This window comes from Nocardia sp. MDA0666, assembly GCF_003023875.1.
In the GTDB taxonomy this organism is placed as follows: Bacteria; Actinomycetota; Actinomycetes; order Mycobacteriales; family Mycobacteriaceae; genus Nocardia; species Nocardia aobensis.
On record NZ_PYHT01000005.1, the window covers coordinates 191,013 to 213,048 of the forward strand.

Consider the following 22,036-nt stretch of genomic DNA (forward strand, 5'->3'; position numbering starts at 1 on the left):
ACCTCCGTTTCCCGGTGTCGGCCGCACAGGGCACACTCCTCCCTGCTTGCAGGCGTACTACCCGGGTTCGGCGGTTCGAATCAGGCAAATCCACCGGGCCGGCGCCCCTCAGCCGATCGATTCGACGATCTTGACCACGACCAGCACGACCGCCACCAGCAGATATCCGCGCAGGGCGAGCATGCCGGCGGTGCGCAGCGGGGTGAACGACGGACGTTCGAGGGTGTGCAGCGCCGGGGTGCGGAAGCTGTCGCGATCCCCCGCGAGTTCGGCGCGTTCGGCATCGTGGTCCAGATCCCTCACCTGACCGGGATCGAGGTCACCGAACCGAGCCGCGGTCACAGCGGCACAGCGGCGCCGGGTTCGCCCGTGCGCAAGCAGTGCGACCGCACCCGCGACCAGACCGGCGAGGACACCCCCACCCAGCCCGAACTCCAGGGTCCGGGCACTCAGGCCGGGAAAGAACGTGGCGGCGGTGAGCGCCGCCGACAGCAGTACCAGCGCCCAGACGATGATCGCGGCGCAGATGTTCTGCCGCAGCGTATTCACCCAGGGACCGAGTACGGCGCGGTCGTTGCACAGCAGCACCAGGAATACCGTCGCCGAGGGCAGCAGCACCCCGGCCAGCGCCTGCACACCCTGCGTGATCAGGCCCAGCACATGGTCGGGGCTGAACGAGATCGCGGCCGCGACAGTCAGCAGGGCCGCGTAGCCAGCGTAGAAACCGGGCGCTTCGGACACCTTCCAGTGCAGTGAATGCCGCCGGCCGAGCGTATCGCCGAGGGTGTAGGTCGTCGCCAGCCCGACCGCGTTGGCGCCGATCAGCGAGGCGTCGAGCAGGACGATCGCGAACAGCGCGCCGACTACCGGGCCCGCGTGCGCGCGCAATCCGGCCGCGACGGCTCCCGCATCGGTGAAGCCGCCCGCCGGACCGGTTCCCGACAATCCGTAGGCGGTCGCGGCCATGATCGTGATCGCACCGGCCATCACCACCACGATTCCCAGCCACAGGTCGATGCGCTCGTAGCGGATCCAGCGCGGGGTGATGCGCTTGTCGACGATGTTGGACTGCTGGAAGAACAGCTGCCACGGCGCGACGGTGGTGCCGACGATCGCCACGATGATCAGCAGCAGGGTCGACGAGAGCCCGCCCGGCAGCGACGGGATCAGGCCGTGCGCGGTCCCCGACACGCTGGGATGGACCAGCAATGCCATCGGGAACAGCACGATGTTCACCGCGATGAGGGTCATCATCAGGCTTTCCCACCGCCGGAACGACCCACCCGCGACCACTGCGAACAGCGCGACCGCCGCCAGCGGCACCGATACCGCCTTCGGCAGGCCGAAGTAGCTCAGAGCCATTGCCACACCGATGAATTCGGTGACGATGGTCAGGGCGTTGACCACGAAGAGGTCGCCGACGCTGAACGCGCCCCAGAACTTCCCGAAGCGCGCGAAGATCAGCCGGGCATGGCCGACCCCGGCCACGGCACCGAGCCGGACCACCATTTCCTGGTTGACGTACAGCACCGGAATCAGCAGCACCAGCGTCCAGAGCAGGGCCATCCCGTAGTTCTGCCCGGCCTGGGCGTAGGTGGCCACGCCGCCGGCGTCGTTGTCGCCGACCATGACGATCAGGCCGGGCCCGATCACCGCCGCCAGCATGCGCAATCTCTGCATCCGGCTGCGACCGCCGAGGCCGTCGTGCTGCCGGATCACGCCCAGCGCGCCGACGATATCGCCGACGTGGGCGTGATCGGCGACCGCGCCGGGCGGTGCGGCCGGGGTGCGGGTGTCGTCGGAGAAAGTGGTCATTGCCGCGCTCGCTTCCTGAAACTCGGTGCAGTTCTGTGGTTTTCGAGTTCCAGGGCTAACGGAATTCGCCCGGACGACGGCCGGGGTGAGCGCCGAGGGCGGCGGTGTGCACGGGTGCCGCCGGACGGCAGGAACGCAGGTTGCGGCGCTCGAATGCGCTCAGACGGCGGTCGGCGAGCCGACGGAAGACGTTGCGGTACATGGGATCTCCTCACAGGGAAACCCGGCTGTGGGCAGGCCGCGGCACCCCGGGACCCCGCACCGGTGACGCCGATGCGGTGGATCGGGGGATGAGTTCAGGCGGACAGGCAGCGAGCCGGGAACGATACGGTTCGTGAACTCGGATACGGACTATCTCCGGATGGCATCGCCCCTCACCTCCTCGCTGCCGGGACGCACGCGCACGTCGTGTTCGGGTGATCGGCACCACGCGAGAGGGAGACCCGCCGGACGGCGGATCGCGCACCCCTCTCGTCAGAGCTTCGGCACTGGACGACGTATCCCCTTGCGGGAGAAGCCACTTCGGATCATCCCTTAATCCGGGAAGATCTGTCCTAACCCTGGGCGTCTCTCGACGTCGTCGGATCAGTGGCCTGTGTTCGTACAGGAGCCTCGCCTAGCGAGGTGCTGACGACAAAAGGGTGACCCCGGAGTTCGCGATTGTCAAATCGGTGGCCGGCGGCAGGTTGCCAGAATCGCGATGCCGGTGTTTACTTCCTTCCCGGCGCCGGTGCCCGGCGCTGTTCTATTCGGGTCGTGTCCTGGAAGGAGGTGGTCGCCGTGCCCGACGACAGTCATATACGTCGTTTTGCCAAGAATTCACTCGGCGACCATTCTCGTGTCGACGCAGCCGTGCGGATGTCGCGGTAGCCTGCGCGCGCGAGTTCTCGCCCTCCATCGAAGGGTCGTTGTCTCATGTCGACGTGGGAGATGCTGCTGCGCCTGGCCACCGGTGTCGGTCTCGGTGCGGTGATCGGTTTCGAACGGCAGTACCGGGCCCGGATGGCCGGATTGCGGACCAACGCGCTGGTCTCCGCGGGCGCGGCGTTGTTCGTGCTGTTGTCCGCGCACGGGTTTCACGGTGGCGCTGCCGACCCGACGCGGGTCGCGGCCCAAATCGTTTCCGGTATCGGCTTTCTCGGCGCGGGTGTGATCATCCGCGACGGATTGAACGTGCGGGGTCTCAACACCGCCGCGACGCTCTGGTGCGCGGCGGCGGTGGGCGCGCTCTCCGGTGCCGGGATGTACGGCACCGCGGCGGCCGGAACGGTCGCGGTCGTCATCGTCAACATCGCGTTGCGGGCGGCCGGACGCAGGGTCGACCGTCAGCCGGAATCGGGTCACGAGCAACCCGCGCACTACGCGTTCACCGCCGTCACCGACGACGCGCACGAAGCGCATGTGCGGGCATTGCTGGTACAGGCGTTGACGCGCACCGACTTTCAGCTCGTGTCGGTCGCGAGCGCCAATGCCGAGGATGCGGGCCGGGTGGAGGTGCGCGCGGATCTGGTCGGCGATCAGCGCGACGACCGGCAGATGGAGTCGGCCGTCAGCCGGTTGAGTCTGGAACCGTCGGTGACCAGTGTCGGATGGCGCACGGTCGAACCGGTCGCGCCCGGGCTGTAGTGCGCACACGGGGTGACAGCCCGGGCCGGCGGCTACGCCCGCGATACCGCCACCCGGGAACTCCCCTACATCGTCGCGGCGCTCGGCAAGGCGGTGGGAGCGCTCGCCCGCGAATGGCACAGCTGAGCAGCGACGACGCCCCGACCTGCACCGATGCCCCCGATCACTATGCTGACGCCGTGAGCAGTGTCGCGCCGATGGTTTCCGTCCCCGCCGATCCGGACACCGTGACCGCGGTGGGTCCCGAGGACGACCCCACCGCGGTCGGTCTGCGACCCGGCGACGTCGAAGCGGTGTGGGAGTCGGTGCGCGCGTGGTATCGGATGGGAACCACTCCCGCGATCCAGATCTGCCTGCGCCGCCACGGCGCCATCGTGCTGAACCGGGCCATCGGTCACGGCTGGGGTAACGCCCCCGGCGACGGGCCCGACGTCGAGCGCACACCGATCACCGTCGACTCCCCGTTCTGCGGTTTCTCCACGGCCAAAGGCGTCGCCGCGACGGTGATGGCGATGCTGATCGAGCAGGGCGCCTTCGCACCGGAAGACCGGGTGTGCGACTACATTCCGGAATTCGCGGCGCACGGCAAGGGCCGCATCACCATCGCCGATGTGCTCTCCCACTCCGCCGGGGTGCCGTTCATGCCGGCGGGCTACCGCGGCTTCGACGCCGTCGTGGACGAGGAACTCGCGGTCCGGGCGCTGATCGAGCTGCGGCCGAGCTGGCCGCCCCGGCGGTTCCGCGTCTATCACGCCCTCACCAGCGGGTTGATCCTGCGCCTGCTGGTCCAGCGCGCGACCGGCAAGCGGATGCGCGACCATCTCGCCGACCGGGTGCTGAATCCGCTCGGTTTCCGATGGACCACGTTCGGCGTGGCCCCCGAGGACGTCGACCGGGTGGTGCCGAGCGTGCGCACCGGACCGCGGCCTTCCCGAGCCTTTTCGATGGTGGCCGGGAAGGCGCTCGGCGGCGGCATGAGCGCCTCCACGTCGGCGGAATCGGTGCGCGCGTTCCTCACCGCGGAGCTGCCCTCCGGCAATCTCGTGACCACCGCCTCGGAACTTTCCCGCTTCTACGAAATACTGTGTCGCGGTGGGGAACTCGACGGTGTACGGATCCTGTCCCCTGAGACGCTGCGCAGCGCGATCGCACCGGCGCCCCGGATCCCGGGCATCGCGGGCCGGGTCAGTCGCGCCGGATTCGAGCTGGGTGGGCGCCGGTCGAAATTCGGCGCCCACACCGAAACCCATTTCGGCCGTAGCGGTCTGACCACCCAGTACGGCTGGGCCGACCTCGACCGCGGACTGTCCGGCGCGATCTTGACCAGCGGGAAGTCGACCGTGGACACCGAGCGGCCCTGGCAGTTGTGCGCACAGATCTCGGCGGTCGTTCCGCGCTCGCCCATCGCCCGGCCGCAGGGCTAGCGCCGTCCGGCCGACTCTCCCCCCTGGCGCTCCGGCAAGCGAAGTCGTTTGAGCGACACCGCGTTCAGCGCGACGATGATGCTGGAGCCCGACATGGTCAGGGCGGCGATCTCCGGCCGCAGGGTGAACCCGAAGGCCGGCTCGAACACACCCGCCGCGATCGGGAGGGCGACCGCGTTGTATCCCACTGCCCACGCCAGGTTCTGATGCATCTTGCGCAGGGTGGCGCGCCCGATCCGTAACGCGGTGGGCACGTCGAGCGGGTCCGATCGCATCAGAACCACATCGGCGGTATCGATGGCCACGTCCGTACCGGCGCCGATGGCGATGCCGAGGTCGGCCCGCGCCAGCGCGGGCGCGTCGTTCACGCCGTCGCCGACCATCGCGACTCTCCTTCCGCCGGACTGCAATTGCGCGATGGTGTCGGCCTTGTCGCCGGGCAGCACCTCCGCGATGACGGTGTCGATACCCAATTCGGCCGCGATGCGGTCGGCGGTGGCGCGATTGTCGCCGGTGAGCATCACGACTTCCACGCCCAGATCGTGCATTTCGCGCACCGCCGCGGCGGCGGTCTCGCGGGGCGCGTCGGCGATGCCGACGACCGCGACCGCCTTGTCGTCGACCGCCACCAGCACCGCGGTCTGCCCGCCGTCCGCGATCCGGGCCCGAGCGGCGGCCAAGTCGCCGAGTTCGATCCCCTCACGGTCCAGCAGTCGCCGGTTGCCGACGACGACGCGCTGCCCGTCGACCGTGGCGACGGCGCCGTGGCCGGGGACGTTCTCGAACTTCTCGGCTCGCGCCGGCGCGGCGCCGCGTTCCTCGGCGTAGCGGACGATCGCCTGGGCCAGCGGGTGTTCGGACTCCCGCTCGACGGCGGCCACCGCCGCGAGCAACCGGGGTGAGGGCTCGGCGGCCGAGGTCACGAATTCGGTGACGGCCGGTTCGCCCTTCGTCAGGGTGCCGGTCTTGTCCAGCACCACCAGATCGACGCGGGCCGCGGTCTCCAGCGCGAGGGCGTTCTTGAACAGCACGCCCCGGCGAGCGCCGAGTCCGGTGCCGACCATGATCGCCGTCGGCGTGGCCAGGCCGAGCGCGTCGGGGCAGGTGATCACCACGACGGTGATCGCGAACAACATGGCGGTGGCGAAGGTGGCACCGGCGAACAGCCATCCGGCCAGGGTGGCCGCACCGCCGATCAGCGCGACCAGTACCAGCCAGAACGCCGCGCGGTCGGCCAGCTTCTGGCCCGGCGCCTTCGAATTCTGCGCCTGCTGAACGAGATTCACGATCTGCGCGAGCGCGGTGTCGGAGCCGACCTTGTCCGCACGCACGCGCAGGGTGCCGTCGACGTTGATGCTGGCGCCGATCACCGGAGCACCCGGTTGTTTGTGCACCGGCAGACTCTCTCCGGTCACCATCGACTCGTCGACCTCGCTGTCGCCGTCTTCCACGACGCCGTCGACCGGGATCTTGGCACCGGGCCGCACGAGCAGCAGATCGCCGACGGCGACCTCGGCGGTGGGAATCTCCACCTCCTCGCCGTCACGCAGCACCACCGCGCGCGGCGGCGCCAGATCCAGCAGCGTGCGGATGGCGTCGGTGGCCCCGCCGCGGGCGCGCATCTCGAACCAGTGGCCGAGCAGCACGAAGGTGGCGAGCATGGTCGACGCCTCGTAGAAGACCTCGCCGCCGCCCGTGAGCGTGATGGCCAGCGAATACAACCAGCCCGCGCCGATGGCGACCGCCACCAGCACCATCATGTCGAGGGTCCGCGCCCGCAGCGCCTGCCACGCACCGGTGAAGAAGATGGTCGAGGAATAGCCGATCACCGGCAGGCTCAGGAACAACGCCCACACATCCTGGCGCAGCCCGAACGGCACCGGCAGGTCGATGCCGAACATATCCGTCGCCATCGGCGACCACATCATGACGAGCACCGAGAAAACCAGCGCGACCAAAAATCTGTTGCGCATATCGGCGGCCATCGCGGCCATCGACATGTCGTGATGATCGTGCGTGCCGTGATGATCGTGCGGCGGTTCCGCGGGTTCGTGCCGGTGCGCGCCGGCCGGTTCGGACGGCTCGGCCAGCGGGTCGCAGACGTGCCGGGGCACCGACAGTCCCGAGCAGTGGATTCCGCAGTCGCGCAACCATTCCCGCAGTTCGTGGACCGAGGTCCGGGCCGGGTCGAAGCCGACCGTCGCGGTCTGGGCGGCGGGATTGACCGTGGCCTCGAGTACACCGGGACGGGCTTGCAGGACCCGGGTGGCGACCTGCTGGCGACTCGCCCAGTGCAGGCCACTCAGATCCAGCACCACGGTTCCGTGACCGTTGTCCTGCATGTGCACGACTCCTCTCGACCGGCGCGAGCGACTACCACGACCATATACCCACAGGGGGTATATGCCAAACAAGGCGCTTCCACCTGCCCAGGAAGGTCGGGGCTCGACCACCGTCACGGGCCGTCGTTAACATGGTCGGTTCGGGGGGCGACTATTCGGCGAAGGATGTTTCGGGCGGCGGAGGTTCCGGTGAGGGTGTCGAACTCCCGCGGCGGGCGCGACACCGTCGATATCGCGCTGGTGGTGCCCGGCAGCGGACCGGCGGGCCTGTTCGGCCCGTCCTGTGAGGCGTGCGCCGCGCTGGCGGTGGAGGACATCAATCGCGCGGGCGGAATTCTGGATCGGCCGGTGCGATTGCACACGGTCGACGCGGGCGCGCCGCTGCCGATGCTGGCCGAGCGCATCGACCGCATGATCGGTACCGGCTCCGTCGACGGCGTCGTGGGCTGGCATCTGTCCAACGCCCGCCGGGTGCTGACGCCGCGCACGGCCGGACGGGTGCCGTACGTCTACACCACGTTCTACGAAGGCGGCGAGAATTCCGACGGCGTCTACATGGTCGGCGAGACACCCGACCATCAGCTCTTCCCGGCGTTGCGCTGGCTGCGCGCGGAACAGGGCATCCGCCGCTGGTGCATCGTCGGCAACGATTACGTGTGGCCGCGCGAAACCGCCCGGGTCACCCGGGAGGCGGCGGCATTCGGGGATATCGACATCGTCGGCGAGACATTCGTCCCGCTCGGCAGCCGCGCCTTCGGGCCGGCCCTCGACCTGATTCGACGCTCCTCCGCCCAGGGAGTGCTGCTGCTGATGGTCGGTGCCGACTGCGCAGCGTTCAATCGCGCCTTCGCCCGCGCCGGCCTCGACGAAGACCGGCTGCGGCTGAGCATGATGATCGGCGAGGACGTCCTGTACGCGGGCGGCCCGGACAGTACCCGTGGATTGTTCACCGCCTCAGGCTATTTCGAGAGCGTGGTGTCGCCCGAGGCGATGGAATTCGGCAGCCGCTACACCGCCCGGTACGGCACCTTCGCTCCGGCGCTGAACAATATCGGCGAATCCTGCTACGAGGGTCTGCTGCTGTTCGCCTCACTGGCGGAGGCGGCGCGCAGCCTCGACGTGCGCGATATCGAGCGCCATGCCGCCCGGGTGCGCTACGGCGGCCCGCGCGGTGAGGTGAAGGTCCGCGGCGCCCACACCACCCAGCCCGTCTACCTCGCCGATGCCGACGGCGTCGACTTCGACGTGGTGAGCGAATTGCGCCGCGCCTGAGCCGGATTCGGCTCGGGTCCCGCCACATCCCCGGCCCTGCGCCGGCCGAGGGCATCCTCCGGCCTGAGCCGCCCGATCAGGAGCACGATGGCGGCGCAGCCGATCCCGATTCCGGCGGCGACGATCCCCGGTACCGCGGTGACGGCCGCCTCGGCACTGCGGAACCAGGTGTGGGAATATTCGAGCCGGCCCAGGTCACGACCCTGCAGCGCCACCCCCGCGGAGGGCACGAAGAGGATGACGATCCCGACGACCGCGCTGGTCGCACGCGGGCCGATCGCACATCCCAGGGCGTAGCCCGCCATTGCCGCCAGCGCGATACAGCTCGGCACGGTCACCGCCGCCGTCGGCACGTCGACCAGCGCGGCACTCACCGCGGCCGCGATCGCCAGCACGACCGAGCCCGCGACGGCCGGCATCGGCAGCCGGATTCGCCATCCGGCGTAGAGCCCGGCGCCCGCGGCCGCGACCACCAGCACGGTCGACCAGGAGGGCCGGGGAACGGTGAGCAGAGCCGACCCCGCCGAGGCGAAGGCCACCATGACCACGATCAGCATTCCGTCCCGTTCGGGCAGCAGCAGCGCCGCCACCGTGGTGGCGAGCAGCAGTATCGCCCCGCCCACCAGAATCGACACGAGCGCGCCGCCGCGGGCCATCCACACGGACGTGGCCAGGGTCGCCGAGACGATCACGACGGCCGACACCACCGGTTTCAGCGGCACCACCGCACTGTCGTCGGGTTCGGGTTGCCGCTCCTGCCGGAACAGCACGGCCGTGCACAGCATCAGTCCCAGTGCGACGAGAATCAGCCAGACCGGGGGCGCCCCGCGCAGGATGCCCTCCCCCGGGACGGCGGACGCGAAATCCGGCGCCTGGGTGAGGTCGGCGAACAGAATCGAGGCCAGCGCACCGAACAGATAACCCCCGGCCGGCGCGCGGCGATGCCAGACCGCCGCGGCCAGACAGCCCAGGATCACGCCCGCGAGCATGGAGTCGACATAGTTGAGCGTCGACAGTGTCCGGGTCTCCAGCCGCACGAGCAGGGTGTGATTGACCAGCATCGTCGCGGTCGCACAGAAGACGGCGCACCAGGCCAGGCGACTATTGCCGATCGCCGCCGACACCGAGACCGCGATCACCGCGATCAGCGCTCCGGCGGTCAGGGCCAGCGGCATATTGAAGATCAGCAGGTCGACCTGCAGCGCCGACCCCGGCGAGAGCCAGGACTGGCTGATCGGCATCATCATGGCCAGCCCGGCGACCGCGGCGGTGATGCAGGCGGCCGAGGTTTCCGCGGCCACTCGCAGCCATTGCGCGTCGGTGATGCCGGCCGACAACCGTTGTACGTGCCCCCGGATATCCGGAGAACCGAAAGTCACAGCACTCATGCCGGACTCCGTCCCCAGCAGGTAACGCCTGGGCGTGACTACCCCGCCGATTCGTTAGCCGAATGATTGCGGGACCGACACTACCGGAGCACGGAAGTGCCCTTCGAGCCTCTGATCGGTATCTGGGGTCGGAAATCGGCAATTCGATGAGGATTTGCTAACGGTTCGGTCGCGACGGATATAGCTTTCGTATCAATTCCGTCCGCCACCGCGTGTCACCACCCGTTCGCCCAGGTCGCGCCTTGTTCATACGGGCGCGCCCGTTGCCGGATCGTGTCCGAGGTACCCGGACCGGCCGGCGACGGGCGCCGCGTCATTTATCGGGCTACGTCGTCGGCGGGCGCCTCCCCGCCCTCGGGTCCGGCCGGGGAACTCGCACTGCGAAACAGCGGACGATGCGCCACCCCGCCGGCGGGCGCCGGCGTCTCGATGGGTACCGGACTGTGGCTGAACAGATTCGGCTGCTCACTCATATCGGATGTCCTTCAGATTCTCACCATCGACGGCCCGTCCGGCCAGCGAATCGGCCGCACCGCTCGCGCGCACAGCGCACTGTGCGATTACCGACAGGACTTACAGTACACCCCCGATAACCGACCGCGGGCCGCGACGAGCCGGACCGGTCATTCGAGTCGCGGCGCGGAATCGGTTCGGCGGGCACACATTCCGCGACCACGCGGCCGTCAGCCGCGACCGTGCCGCAGTTCGTACTGCTCGCGTTCGGCCGCCGCACGCTGCCTTTCCGCGACATCGGCCAGTTCCGGGTCGAGTCCATGCTTGAGCAGGCGATGCCGCCGATACACGTACATCAGCGCGATGGTGAAGTAGACCAGCGGCACGTACAGCAGCGCCGCCATCGACAATCCGATCCACAGCGGGCCCGGAACCAGCAGGAACAGGCACAGCACGGGGATGATCGGCACCAGGAACCGCAGCAGGTAGCGGCGGGCGGCGCCCGGCCCGGTCAGATCGCGAAGCACCCACTGCCGCATCGAGGGCGGCAGGGTGGCGCCGCAGATATAGCGCACGCGCTGAACCGGATTCGGCTTCTGCTCACTCATCGGTAGCTCCCTGGGTATCGGCGAGCGCGGCTCGCCGTGCGGCCTCGTTGACGCGGGTCAGCACCTCGCGTAGTTCCTCCAGATCGGCCAGGCTGACGCCCAGCCGCCGCACGACCGCCGGTGGGATCCGCTCGGCCTGGCGGCGCAGCGCCCACCCGGCGTCGGTCAGATCGATCAGCAGTGTGCGTTCGTCGCGCGGATCGCGGCGGCGGGTGATGAGGCCCGCCGACTCGAGCCGCTTGAGCAGGGGGGACAGCGTGGCGGAATCGAGTTGGATCGCCTCGGCGATGGCCTTCACCGACATGGGCGCCTCACCCCACAGGGCCAGCATCACCAGATACTGCGGATGGGTCAGTCCCAGCGGCTCCAGCAGCGGGCGATACACCGTCAGCACCGATCGGTTCGCGACGGCCAGCGCGAAACACACCTGCCGGTCCAGCCGCAGCGGGTCCTCGACGTCGGTCGTCATGGCGCACCTCCTCGTGTCGAAGCCAGATTAGCGTGCTAATAGTTAGTGCACAAACTATTAGTGCGCTATCACACACCCGACCGCGGCGAACGCGTCGTGGTCCCCAGTTCCCGTCCGAAGGGGGCGAGCCCGGATTTCGCGGCGAGCGGCGGAGAGGGCGGGGCGTAGTGGCCGCCCGAGAATGCGGAATGTGCGGCGGATCGGCCGGATCCGCCGCACATGTCACGGTGAGCAATCGCTGTGCCGCACCGGTGAATTCAGACGAGAACCTTCTGCTTACGGATCCGCCGCTGCACATCGCGCATCATCATCTTCGTCCCGGAGAACCGGATGAACTTGGGGATGAACCGGTTCACGAATCCCACGAACAGGAAGAGATGCTCGAATCGGCGCTGATCGGCCGCACTCCACTCCACGCCCATCTGTTCGCGGAAATGCGGAGGCAGGAATCCGGCGGTGAGGAAGCGCAGCAGCCCGCCGAAGAGCAGTCGCATGTACCAGTGGATCATCCGAAGATGCAGCAGGTCACCGATATACGCGCGGAACGCGTCGTCGACGATCACCTGCCGGCAGGCCTCGACCCAGTACTCGTCGAAGTCGGCGCGCGTCTTCGGCCACATGTCGGGATGCACCTGCAGCGTGGTGCCGAAGGTATCCGCCCCCTGATAGAACGCCTCGAGTTCCTCCGGTGACATCTTGCCGTTGATCAGCTGGTGGGAGTCCTCGAACCCGATGTAGATACAGGCCGCGACATACAGCTGCAGATTCCGGTCGAAGGCGTTGTACTTCACCTTCGACCCCGGCTTGGACCGCACCTGCCGGTGCGCGACGTTCACCGCCTCGCGGAATTCCTTCTTCTCCTCGGGCGTACCGAGAATCGCCACCGCCAGATAGGAGGCCGTGGTGCGCAGTCGTTTCCACGGATGCACCATGAGCGCACCCGATTCCACGGTGCTCTCCATGACACCGGCCGCCACCGCGGGGTGCGCGAACTGCATCGCGACGTTGGCGGCCGCGCCCGCGAACATCCAGAAATCCAGGGAGTCGGGCAGTTGCGCGGGGCGCTTGCGCGGCGAGCGATGGAAGTCCGGGATGTGGATGCGCGTCTGCTGCAGCGTCAGCGGCGGCGTCTGCGCGAGGTCGGGGTGTGGAGCTCGCTCCTCCTCCGTCCGGCCCCGCCCGACCGGCACGGATTCCTCCGGGATGTAGGAATCACTGTGCGGGTCGGTGTAATTCGGCTCCCAAGGCTGCGTTGCCGTTGTCATGCGAGTCCTCTCTCGGAACGTTTCGCCGGCGCGACCGGAGATGCGCCGGGCCCCGCGCTTCGGGGCGCGGGCGGTGCCGCCGGGATCGGCGGCACCATGCGACACGGGAGCCCGAGGGCCCACCCGGCAGACCGGCTCGTCTCGGAGCCGACGCGACAACCACCGATGCGCGGTTACCGGCGCTCTCGCGGGTTTCTCCCTCTGCCACGGCGACACCCCCTCGGATACTCCTCAGGGTCGGCCCGGCCTTCATCATGTTACTCACAATTCTGATCTGATCAACGCGTCGGGAACCGCGATATTCGGTTCTTAAGCCTAGGTCCGCCAACTAAGTTGTCGAACATTCCGACGGCTGCACGTCTACCGCGTGGCGAGTCGCCCGAACAACGTCATCTCCATCAGCCTGACCACATGGGCACGAGGACACATCTGCTGGTTGTTGCCGAACAGCCGCCCGAGACCGACGACGAGCCCGAACCCGGCATGGACGAGGATGCGAGCCTGCGCCCGCGTCAGCTCCGGCCGCGCATCCACCAGCAGCTCCACCCATTCGGCCACCACCAGCCGCTGGATATTGCGCAGCACCGTCCGCTCGTAGGCGCCGACATTGCCGAATTCGGCGTAGTAGACGAACGTCAGCTCGCGCTCGGCGAACGATCCCGCGACATAGAGGTCGATCAGTTTCGCCAGCGCCTCCTCGGAGGTCTGCGACGCCTCCACCGCGGGTGCGATCGCGGCGGCCATCCGGTCGGCCACCCGCCGGAATGCCGCCGCCAGCAGGGCATCCTTGCTGCGGTAGTACCGGTACACCGCCGAGGCCGCCGACAGTTCGGCCGCCGCCGCGATCTCCTCCACGCTCACATTCGGGTAACCCCGCTCGTGGAACAGCTCGACCGCCTTGTTCAGCAGCACCTGATGTTTGAACGATGGCGGAATATCGTTCGCCCGCAAGGGTTCCGGCGGGTCGGCGGCAACCGGCAGGTCGGTTCGGATCAACGACCAGGCGGCCTCGCTCAGCACCACCGCGAGCGATTTCGCCGGCAGATGCGCGTGGTGGTCGCCGATACTGCTCACCACACTGAAGGTCGCGACCGCGCGCACCAGACCCTCGCGGCGGGCCGATTCCGGGCGTAGTTCGCCGATCAGCGCACGCAGCGCGGAGATCGCGGTCTCGAACCGTTCGTCGAAGGTCCGGCGGTCGTCGCGATCGAGGTAGCGGGCCTCCCACCGCGCCAGCGCGGCCGTCGGCCGGTTGGCGATGGTATCGGCCACGATGGCGTCGATGACGAGTCCGAGTCGCGCTTCCGCGCTGTGGCCCTGCACCTCCGCGGGCAGCGTCACCGCCGTCACCGCGGCGGCGGACAAACGCAGCAGCTCCTCGCGGAACAGTGCGTACTTGCTCGGATAGTGCCGGTACAGCGCCGCCGAGGAAATCCCCAGCCGGGCGGCGATATCCTCCATGCTCACGCCGTGATAGCCCAGCGATCCGAAGGCCGCCGCCGAGGCGGAGGCGATCTGCGCCCGGCGGTTCTTGGGCCGGCGGCGGATCACGCGTTCGGGGTTGTGCGTGGCCGGCGCCGTCGCCTTCGCGCGACCGTCCTGTGCGCGACTCAAATTGTCTGCCAATCCTTTTCGCCGAGGACCGCTACGACTGCGGCGGCAGCGGAGTCAGCGGCGTACTGATCTTGTCGACCAGCCAGCGGTCGCCCTGCTTCTGCAGTCGCATCACCGTCGACAGCTGTCCCGGTTCCGGTTTGCCCTGGGTGCCCAAGCTGGTGATGGTCTGCCCGATCACCACGATCGCCTCCGCGGAATTCTTGTCCCCGGAACGGATCGCGCACTGCACATCGGTCGACTTCGCGACGACCTCGCCCTTGGCCAGGACGTCGCTGAGATCCTTGCTGTTGGATTCGAACTGCTTCTTCCACTCACCGGACGCGCCGGCCAGCACATCGCGAACGTACTGGTCGAGATGTTTGGAATCGTAGGTCGAGACCACGGGACCATAGGCGCAGGCGGCCCGGCGGGCCTGCGCCTGCGCGTCCAGCACCTCCTCGTGATCCTTGTTCTGCAGGTAGAAGTAGATACTCGCGCCGATCGCGGCGCCCAGGACCACGGCCACCGCCGCCCGCAGGCCGATCCGCACACCGCGTCCGCCGGCGGCCGGACGCAGTCGCGATAGTGGGGAACTCTTTGCCGCGGTGGGCGTTTCGGTGGGATTCGTTTCAGTGGGATTCGACTCGCCGGTGTCGGATGTCCCCGCCGCATCCGATCCGGCCGTGTCGGGTTCCACAGCTGCCGCGGTCTCCGGTTCGTCGACGGCGTCGACCGTGGGTTCGCGCTTCTCGGCGCCTCCGCTTTCCTTGTCGCTCATCGTGTTCGCTTCCTAGTTGTCGGGTATGGGGCCGGACGGGATGGGCCGCGACATCTCGTTGCCGGTGACTCCCGGCGGCGGTCCGGATCCGTTGTCGGGGAGGTTCGGCCGCGGCGCATTGGCCGAACCACGCACCTGCAGTGCGGGATCGGCGGTGAGGCAGTAGTTGTACAGCCGCACCCGGGTGTCGGTCATGATCTTGGTCGGGGTGACCGGAATCGTGTCGTAGTCGCAGGTCGGACGCGGCCAGAAGTCGGCGAGCGTGTGATACGCGCCGTCGTGGGCGGGCACCCCGAGCGCTTGAATGCCTTGGCGCAGTGCGGGAAACAGTGCCTCGATCGCCGGCTGGCGCAGTTTCGCGGCCTTGGTGATGGCGACGAAATTGGTGACCAGATCGGTCAGCGGATCCTGATTCTTCGCCACCACGTCACCGAGGGTCGCCAGTTCACCCGGGCCCTGGTCGAGGAACTTCCGGATTTCGTTGTCGGCGGCGGTGGCCTGTTGGAACAGCGCGCTGCCCGCCGCGGTGAGGGTGCTCAGGTCGGGCTGGGCGTGCGAGGTGGTCTCCGCGATCACCTGCAGGTTCTCGAGCAGCTGCTGGGTCTGCGGCAGCAGATCGGACAACCCCGCCATCGCACGGCTGATCCCGGAGATCATGTTGCGCAATCGATCCGGGCCCCCGCCCAGCGCCGTGTCCAGCTCGTCGACGATGACGGTGAGCCGGTCCGGATTCAATCCGCCGATGAATCCGCTGAGGTCGGTCAGCAGATTCTGCACCGGGATCGGCACGCTGGTGCGTGCGCGCTCCACCACGGCGCCCTCGGACAGATACGGACCGGTATCGGCGTCGGGCCGGAAGTCCAGGTACTGCTCGCCCGCCGCGGACAGCCGGCCGACGTGCACCGCACCGCCGACGGGAATCTTCGCGCTGTCGTCGATCTCGGCGATCGCGTCGATTCCGTCCCCGGAGACCCGCACATCGGCGACCTTGCCGACCCGGGTGCCGCGGAAGGTCACGTCGTTGCCCGGGAGGATGCCGCCCGAGGTCGCCAGTTGCACGGTGACGGTGAAGGTGTGCGGAATCGGATTGAACCGCAACACATACCGGGCCAGATATCCGGACCCGATCACCAGCACCACGATCAGGCTGAGGTTGGCCAGAGCGATGCGCCGCCGCACCACCCAGTTCCACAGCGGAGTATTCATCGCTCACCACCCTGCTGGGAAGGTTCGGTCGGCGCACCGGGCGCGTCCGGCGGATTCGCGCCGGGAGGCGTCGTACCCGGCACCGGCTGCGGCGGACTGACGACCCGGCCGAACACTTTCTCGAATACTTGCGCCAAACTGCCCGCGAACGCCGGAACGTCGCCGATTTCGGGCCACCGGCTGCCGTGCGGATCACTGAGTGCTCCGATACTCAGATACGACACCACGGGCATGACGGCCAGTCCGGAACCCCGCAGGCTGGCCATCAGCGGCGGATAGATGTCGTTGAGCCCGTTGAGCGCCTCGGTGAGATTGCCGCCCATTTCCGTGAAGCCCGACATGAGTTTCTGAATGCTGTCGAACAGGCTCAGGAACTGCGGGCTGGTGGTATCGGTGAAATCGCCCAGCGCCGCCATGGTGGTCGACACCTTCGTCGTGAGATCCACAATGCGCTGATTGTTCTCGTTCACCAGGCCGAGCAGTTGCGGGAAGGTGTCGGCCGCCGCGCCGAGTTCCTTTTTGCGCCTGGCCAATTCGCCGGAGAGGGTATTCAAACCCTGGAGGGTCGCGTCGATATCGCCGGTGCGCTGATTGAGCGCGGAGATGACGCCGGTCATCTCGCTCAGCAGATGCGCCAATTGCGGTCCGCGCCCGGCGAACATCGAATTCATCTGCGTGGTGATCTGCGCGGCCTGGTTGATACCGCCGCCGTTGACCAGCATGGCCACCGACATCATCAACTGCTCGACGGAGGCGGCGGTGCCGGTGTGATCGACGCCGATGGTGTCTCCGTCGCGCAACGGCGGGCCCGCCTCCTGCGCGGACGGCAGGGTCATGGCCACCGACATATCACCCAGCGGCGTGGCCTGGCGCAATTCCACCGTCGTCCCGCGCGGCAGCACGATGTCGGATCTGATCTGCATCCGCACATCGGCGACGAAATTCGTGGTCTCGATACCGGTGACGGTGCCGATATCGGTGCCGCCGATGCGCACGTGCGCGTGATCGGGCAGATTCAGCACATCGGTGAACGCGGCGTGCACGGTGTAGCCGGGACCGCCGATACCCGGCTTGGGCATCGGCACATTCTCCAATGTCAGCCCGCATCCGCTGATGCCGAGTGTGGTGGCGCTCGCGAGGGCGATGACAACGAGGCCGCGACGGGATGCTCTGCGCTGTGATCGTGTCATTTTCCGCTGATCCCCAGAAGTGCGGCGGTGAGTCCGAAATCGGGCCCCATATCGGCGATCCTTCCGGTCCGGCAGCCGTCGAGGCGCATCATCACCCGCTCGCAGAAGGTGGACAGCGCTTCACCGTCGAGCACGGATTTGTCGAGCAGGCCGTGCAGGCGCAGCGCCTGATGTTCGTAACTGGTGGCGTTGGCCAGGTTCTCGAACATCAGCGGTGCGACATCCACGATTTCGGTGAGATTGCGGGCATTGGCGCGCATCTGATCGCTGATTGCGACGAACCGGGTCAGAGCTCCGGCGAGCTGGTCCTTGTTCTGCCCCACCACCGTGGCGGTATTGGCGACGAAATCGTTGAGCTGGGTGAGCACCGCCTGTAAGCCGGGCGCCTGATCGCCCATCAGCTTCAGCAATTCGGTGAGCCGGCCGCTGAAATCCCGCACGGTCTGATCGTTCTGGGCGATGACCTGAGTGACGTCGTTGAGCTTGACGATCGTATTGGAGATCTGGTCCTTGTTGGCGAACGTCGTCTCGAACGCGCCCGACAGCGCGTCCAGGGTTTCGCGCAGTTTGTCGCCGTTGCCGTTGAGCAGCGGGAACAACACCCGGCTGGCCATCGGCCCGGTGTCGCTGTCGCCCTTCAGCGATGCCCCGAGCTGGTCGAAGGTCTGCATGATGCGGTCGAGCTCCACCGGTGTCCTGGTGCGCGGCAACGGAATATGCGCGCCGTCGGCCATGGTGGGGCCGGTTCCGTCGTAGGCCGGCGCCAGTTCGACGTGGCGGTTGGTGATCAGCTGTGGATTCACCAGTGCGGCCATGGCGTCGGCGGGCAGTTTCACGCTCTTGTCGACCTTCATGACCACCTGCACGTAGGTGCCCTTGGCCTCGACCGATTCGACGGTGCCGACCGGCACACCCAGCACATCGACCTCGTTGCCGGCGTAGAGCCCGGCAACGTTGTCGAAATCGGCGCTGATGCGCATGTTGTCGCCGAGCACCTCGTCGGTGGTCGTGCCGAGCGAACCCGGCAGCAGCGAACAGCCCGAGCCGGCGGAGGCGACCAGGCACACCGCGGCGAGTTGGGCCAGTGCGCGCAGTTTCATCACTTACACCCCTGAACGACCTGTGCGAAACAGATCCAGTTGTCGGGGAACAGTCCCCACGGCACATACACATCGCCGTACGGTCCGTTGCCCAATACGTTGTTGAACTGCCGCAAGGTGACCGGCATGATCTCGTAGAGCCGGTCGAGGTTGGTCTTGTTCTTCTCCAGCCCCTCGGACATGGTGTTCAGATCCCGGATCATCGGGCCGAACTGGTTGTTGTTCTCCAACCCCATGTCCTGCAGCAACTTCGACAGTGCGGCGACATTGTCGAGCAGGTTCTTCAGCAGTTGCCGGCGCTTCTGCACCGCCTGGCCGATGGCCTCGCCACGGGTCAGCAGCATCAGCACGCTGTTCTGGTTGTCGGCGACCAGCTGGGAGACCTGATCCATCCCCTTCAGCAGGGTGTCGACCTCGTCGCGGCGGTCGTTGATCACCTTGGCCAGCGAGCCGATGCTGTCGAGCGCCTGCACCGCCAGCTGCGGCGAGTCGCCCATCTGCTGGTTCATGGTGTCGAGCGCCTCCCGCAACTTCTGCGGGTCGATCCGCTCGATCCGTTCGAACGAGGCCTTGTACTGCGGGTCCTGGATCACCTTGCTCAGGTTGTAGGGCACGCTGGTGTGATCGAGCTTGATCCGGTTGCCCGGCAAACCTTTTCCGTTCCCCGGTACGAGGTCCACGTGCAGCCGCCCGAGGATGGTCGACATCTTGATCGCCGCCCGCGCGTCCGGTCCCAGCCGCAGATCGCCGCGCACCTTCAGATCCGCGACCACCTTGGCGCCGTCGAGCCGCACCGCCCGCACCGCACCCACCTCGATCCCCGAGACGTCGACGGTCGCACCGGGACGCAGCCCCGCGGCTTGCGCGAATTCGGCGTGAATCGTCTTGTCCCCCAGACGCGCCTGGGTCAGCGCGCTGGAGCCGAGCAGCAGGATCAGCACGGTCGCCGAGGCGATCAGGCCGAGCCGCAGATACCGGTTGCGCAGGAAGCCGAACATCTTCGGCAACCTCGGTCGCGCGAACCTCGCCATCACCGGCACACCTCCGAATGCGCGTTGCCACCGATCTGGGAGAACAGGCCCGGCGGCAGGAGCACGCCCCACAGCGAGACGTCGAGACCGCAGAAGTAGGCGTTGCCGTAGGCGCCGTAACTGGAGAACTGAGCCACCCGGTTCAGCACGTTCGGCAATTGCACCGCCGCACGGTCCAGCGACGCGCCGTTGAGCAGCAGCAGCGCCACACCGGTGGTCGCCTTGTTCTGCGCGGCCGCGATGCCGGGCTTGACCTGGGCCACCAATCCGACCAGCGAATCGGTCGAGGTGGCGACCTGGTCGACCGACGACTTCAGCGCCTCACCCTGGGCGTAGAGCCCGTCCATCAGCGAACGGGTCTGGGTGATCAGTGTCTCCAGCTCGTTGCTGCGATGTGCCAGGCCGGACATCACGCTGCCGAGGTTCGAGACCACGTCACCGAGGATCTTGTCGCGCCGGCCGAAGGTTCCGGCCAGCTGCGCGGCCTGGGTGATCAAGGTGCTCAGCGAGACCTGGTTGCCCTGCAGCGCCTGAATCAGCGTCTCGGACAGCGAATTCACCTGATCGGGTTGCAGCACCGAGAACAGCGGTTCGAAGCCGGACAGCAAGGCCGACACGTCGAACGACGGCTCGGTGTGCTCGAGGGGAATTCGCCCACCCGCCGGCAACGATGTGCCCGCCTCCTTCCCCGGCGCCAGCGCGACGTAGCGCTGGCCGATCAGGTTCTGGTAGCGCACCATCGCCTTGGTCGTGGTGGTCAGATGCTGGTTGCTCCGGATGCTGAACTCCACGCCGGCCTTGTAGTCGCCGACGAAGTCGATCTTGTCGACCCGGCCGACCCGCACCCCGGCCATGCGCACGTCGTCGCCGACCCGCAGTCCGAGCACATCGGAGAAGACGGCCGAATACCGGCTGGTCGAGCCCGGCACCGTGCGTTGCAGAGTGCCGTAGATGGTCGAGGTCAGCGCGATCGCGACGACCGCGAAGATGCCGAAACCGATCAGTGCCTTCGTCGATTTCACTGTGTCACACCGCCTTCCGGCGTCTCACCGACGGTCAGGTAGCCCCCGGCGAGGACCGGCCCCAGCAGCAGGAGCTGCGCCAGATTCGGCGGCCCGCCGACCACCGCGGCGACCGCGGCGGCCCCGCGCAGGGCGGCGGGACGGGTGGCCGCCGGATCACCGGGCGTGGCGCGGTAGGCGGCCGGTGCGGTGATGCCGGGGATCAGCGGCAGGCTCGGCAGACCGGGCAGCGCCGGAACACCGGGCAGGGCGGGCAGGCCGGGGACCAGCGGCTGCTGCGCGGGCGCGGCCGGCGCGGCGGGAGCCGGCGTCGGACGGGGTCCGGCCGCGTCGAGCCACCGCGGCAGCTGCTGTTGCGGATATTCTTGCGGCGGAGCCACATTCGGCACCGACGCACCACCGCAGCGCGGACCGTACTCGTCGCCGTAATGCGGGCAGTCCTTCGCGGTGTACTGCTGGAACGGTGTGAGCGAGGCGTCCATCGCCCACACCATCTGTTGTTTCGGACCCCAGTGGAACGTGGTCTTCAGACGCTGCAACGCCGTGTTGAGGTTGGCGGCGGTGAACGGAATCGCCTCCGGATCCCTGGCCAGGCCGCCGAACAGATCGTCCAGCCCGGCGACGAGGAATTTGCCCGAATCCGGATTGCGTGCGAACAGGTGGTTGACCGAGTCGACCGCGCCGCCCGCATTCGTCAGCAGCGCAACGAGATTCGAGCGGCGCTCGGTGAGGGTACGCGCGGTCGTCACCGAGTCCGACAGCACTCCCACCAATTCCGGCGCCGACTGGCTCAGTGCGGTGGCGGCACGGCCCAGATCACCCAGCAGGTCGCCGATATCGGGAATGTCGTGAATCTGGGTGAGCCAGGTGTCGAGCCGCTCCACGGTCGAACCCGGCACCCGCGCCGACGGTTCCAGCGCCGCGGACAGCGTCGCCAGCACCCGGCCCAGCTTCTCGGGCTGAATATTGCTCAGCACATTGCGCAGCACGTTCAGCGTGGTCTGCAATTGGATGGTCGCGGCACCGGTGTCCTGCGCGATGGTCGAGCCGGAATGCAGTTTCACGGCATCGGGCCCGTTGTCGACCAATTCGATCGCGGTCACGCCGAACAGGTTGTTGGGAATGACACGGGCGGTGACATTGGCCGGAATCGCCTCGGCGACATGTGGTTTCAGCGCGATGTCGGCGCGCTGGCGCTCCCCTTTCGCCACCACCTCGACCGAATCGACGGTGCCGACGACCATGCCGCGGAATTTCACGTCGGCATGTTTGGGCAGCCCGTCTCCGGTACTGGTGAGAACGGCGTGGACGGGCACCTTCTCGGTGAAACGACCGGTGTAGCGCAGCGCGAGCAGATACAGCAGCGCGGCCACCACGAGCAGCATCGCGAGACCGGCCAGCGTGAGCTGGCGAGCGGTCGCACCGCGGCCACTGGGATCGAGAATCACGAA

Annotated in this window: 19 protein-coding genes and 1 riboswitch; of the genes, 3 read left to right on the forward strand and 16 right to left on the reverse strand. The window is 67.8% G+C overall.

The annotated features are described in order from the left end of the window. Window positions 1-108: 108 nt before the first annotated feature. Window positions 109-1,815: an NRAMP family divalent metal transporter gene (locus tag C8258_RS10820; RefSeq protein ID WP_106955056.1), complete on the reverse strand. Its 1,707-nt coding sequence runs from the start codon at window positions 1,813-1,815 to the stop codon at window positions 109-111. A 55-nt stretch (window positions 1,816-1,870) separates the two neighbouring features. Then, the gene (locus C8258_RS32560) at window positions 1,871-2,017 is read right to left on the reverse strand and encodes a hypothetical protein (RefSeq protein ID WP_158271244.1); all 147 of its coding nucleotides are present in this window, start codon (window positions 2,015-2,017) and stop codon (window positions 1,871-1,873) included. A gap of 257 nt (window positions 2,018-2,274) precedes the next feature. Then, window positions 2,275-2,446: riboswitch (M-box (ykoK) riboswitch) on the reverse strand. A 284-nt stretch (window positions 2,447-2,730) separates the two neighbouring features. On the opposite strand from C8258_RS32560, the gene C8258_RS10825 reads away from it, so the two are divergent. Then, window positions 2,731-3,441 (forward strand): MgtC/SapB family protein, encoded by a 711-nt coding sequence (locus C8258_RS10825; RefSeq protein ID WP_106955057.1) that lies wholly within the window; start codon window positions 2,731-2,733, stop codon window positions 3,439-3,441. A 179-nt stretch (window positions 3,442-3,620) separates the two neighbouring features. Next, window positions 3,621-4,865: a beta-lactamase family protein gene (locus C8258_RS10830; protein ID WP_233225002.1), complete on the forward strand. Its 1,245-nt coding sequence runs from the start codon at window positions 3,621-3,623 to the stop codon at window positions 4,863-4,865. Here C8258_RS10830 and C8258_RS10835 read toward each other — a convergent pair. Continuing rightward, window positions 4,862-7,207, reverse strand: coding sequence for a cation-translocating P-type ATPase (locus C8258_RS10835; RefSeq protein WP_106955058.1), 2,346 nt, complete (start codon window positions 7,205-7,207; stop codon window positions 4,862-4,864). The two genes, C8258_RS10830 and C8258_RS10835, sit on opposite strands and share 4 nt — an antisense overlap. Before the next feature lie 189 nt (window positions 7,208-7,396). On the opposite strand from C8258_RS10835, the gene C8258_RS10840 reads away from it, so the two are divergent. After that, window positions 7,397-8,479 carry a substrate-binding domain-containing protein gene (locus C8258_RS10840; protein WP_233225003.1) on the forward strand — a complete coding sequence of 361 codons (1,083 nt, stop codon included), beginning with the start codon at window positions 7,397-7,399 and terminating at the stop codon, window positions 8,477-8,479. Here the strand turns inward: C8258_RS10840 and C8258_RS10845 are convergent. From C8258_RS10845 to C8258_RS10900, 13 genes are all read right to left on the reverse strand, one after another. Beyond that, window positions 8,419-9,867 carry a hypothetical protein gene (locus C8258_RS10845; RefSeq protein WP_146161208.1) on the reverse strand — a complete coding sequence of 483 codons (1,449 nt, stop codon included), beginning with the start codon at window positions 9,865-9,867 and terminating at the stop codon, window positions 8,419-8,421. The genes C8258_RS10840 and C8258_RS10845 overlap by 61 nt on opposite strands. Window positions 9,868-10,184: 317 nt before the next feature. Then, window positions 10,185-10,340 carry a hypothetical protein gene (locus C8258_RS32565; RefSeq protein WP_158271245.1) on the reverse strand — a complete coding sequence of 52 codons (156 nt, stop codon included), beginning with the start codon at window positions 10,338-10,340 and terminating at the stop codon, window positions 10,185-10,187. A 210-nt stretch (window positions 10,341-10,550) separates the two neighbouring features. Next, a complete protein-coding gene (locus tag C8258_RS10850; protein ID WP_106955061.1) occupies window positions 10,551-10,928 on the reverse strand; it encodes a DUF5313 family protein in 378 nt (125 codons plus the stop codon). Then, window positions 10,921-11,397 (reverse strand): MarR family winged helix-turn-helix transcriptional regulator, encoded by a 477-nt coding sequence (locus tag C8258_RS10855; protein WP_106955062.1) that lies wholly within the window; start codon window positions 11,395-11,397, stop codon window positions 10,921-10,923. The genes C8258_RS10850 and C8258_RS10855 overlap by 8 nt, the downstream gene beginning before the upstream one ends. 257 nt (window positions 11,398-11,654) lie before the next feature. Then, window positions 11,655-12,662, reverse strand: a complete 1,008-nt coding sequence (locus tag C8258_RS10860) for an oxygenase MpaB family protein (protein WP_106955063.1) — start codon at window positions 12,660-12,662, stop codon at window positions 11,655-11,657. Window positions 12,663-13,022: 360 nt separating this feature from the next. Further along, window positions 13,023-14,276, reverse strand: coding sequence for a TetR/AcrR family transcriptional regulator (locus C8258_RS10865; protein ID WP_106955064.1), 1,254 nt, complete (start codon window positions 14,274-14,276; stop codon window positions 13,023-13,025). 31 nt (window positions 14,277-14,307) lie between these two features. Next, complete coding sequence (locus tag C8258_RS10870; protein WP_106955065.1) at window positions 14,308-15,036, reverse strand: hypothetical protein; 729 nt, start codon at window positions 15,034-15,036, stop codon at window positions 14,308-14,310. A gap of 12 nt (window positions 15,037-15,048) precedes the next feature. Then, on the reverse strand, window positions 15,049-16,242 hold the full coding sequence (locus C8258_RS10875) for an MCE family protein (RefSeq protein WP_106955066.1): 1,194 nt from the start codon (window positions 16,240-16,242) through the stop codon (window positions 15,049-15,051). Then, window positions 16,239-17,432, reverse strand: coding sequence for an MCE family protein (locus C8258_RS10880; RefSeq protein ID WP_106955067.1), 1,194 nt, complete (start codon window positions 17,430-17,432; stop codon window positions 16,239-16,241). The genes C8258_RS10875 and C8258_RS10880 overlap by 4 nt, the downstream gene beginning before the upstream one ends. Further along, complete coding sequence (locus C8258_RS10885; protein ID WP_106955068.1) at window positions 17,429-18,532, reverse strand: MCE family protein; 1,104 nt, start codon at window positions 18,530-18,532, stop codon at window positions 17,429-17,431. Before C8258_RS10885 ends, C8258_RS10880 begins: the two co-directional genes overlap by 4 nt. After that, window positions 18,532-19,563, reverse strand: coding sequence for an MCE family protein (locus C8258_RS10890; protein ID WP_106955182.1), 1,032 nt, complete (start codon window positions 19,561-19,563; stop codon window positions 18,532-18,534). Before C8258_RS10890 ends, C8258_RS10885 begins: the two co-directional genes overlap by 1 nt. Continuing rightward, entirely contained in the window at window positions 19,563-20,585 is a 1,023-nt protein-coding gene (locus C8258_RS10895) for an MCE family protein (protein ID WP_106955069.1), read from the reverse strand. The genes C8258_RS10890 and C8258_RS10895 overlap by 1 nt, the downstream gene beginning before the upstream one ends. After that, on the reverse strand, window positions 20,582-22,033 hold the full coding sequence (locus C8258_RS10900) for an MlaD family protein (protein ID WP_106955183.1): 1,452 nt from the start codon (window positions 22,031-22,033) through the stop codon (window positions 20,582-20,584). Before C8258_RS10900 ends, C8258_RS10895 begins: the two co-directional genes overlap by 4 nt. Window positions 22,034-22,036: the final 3 nt, after the last annotated feature.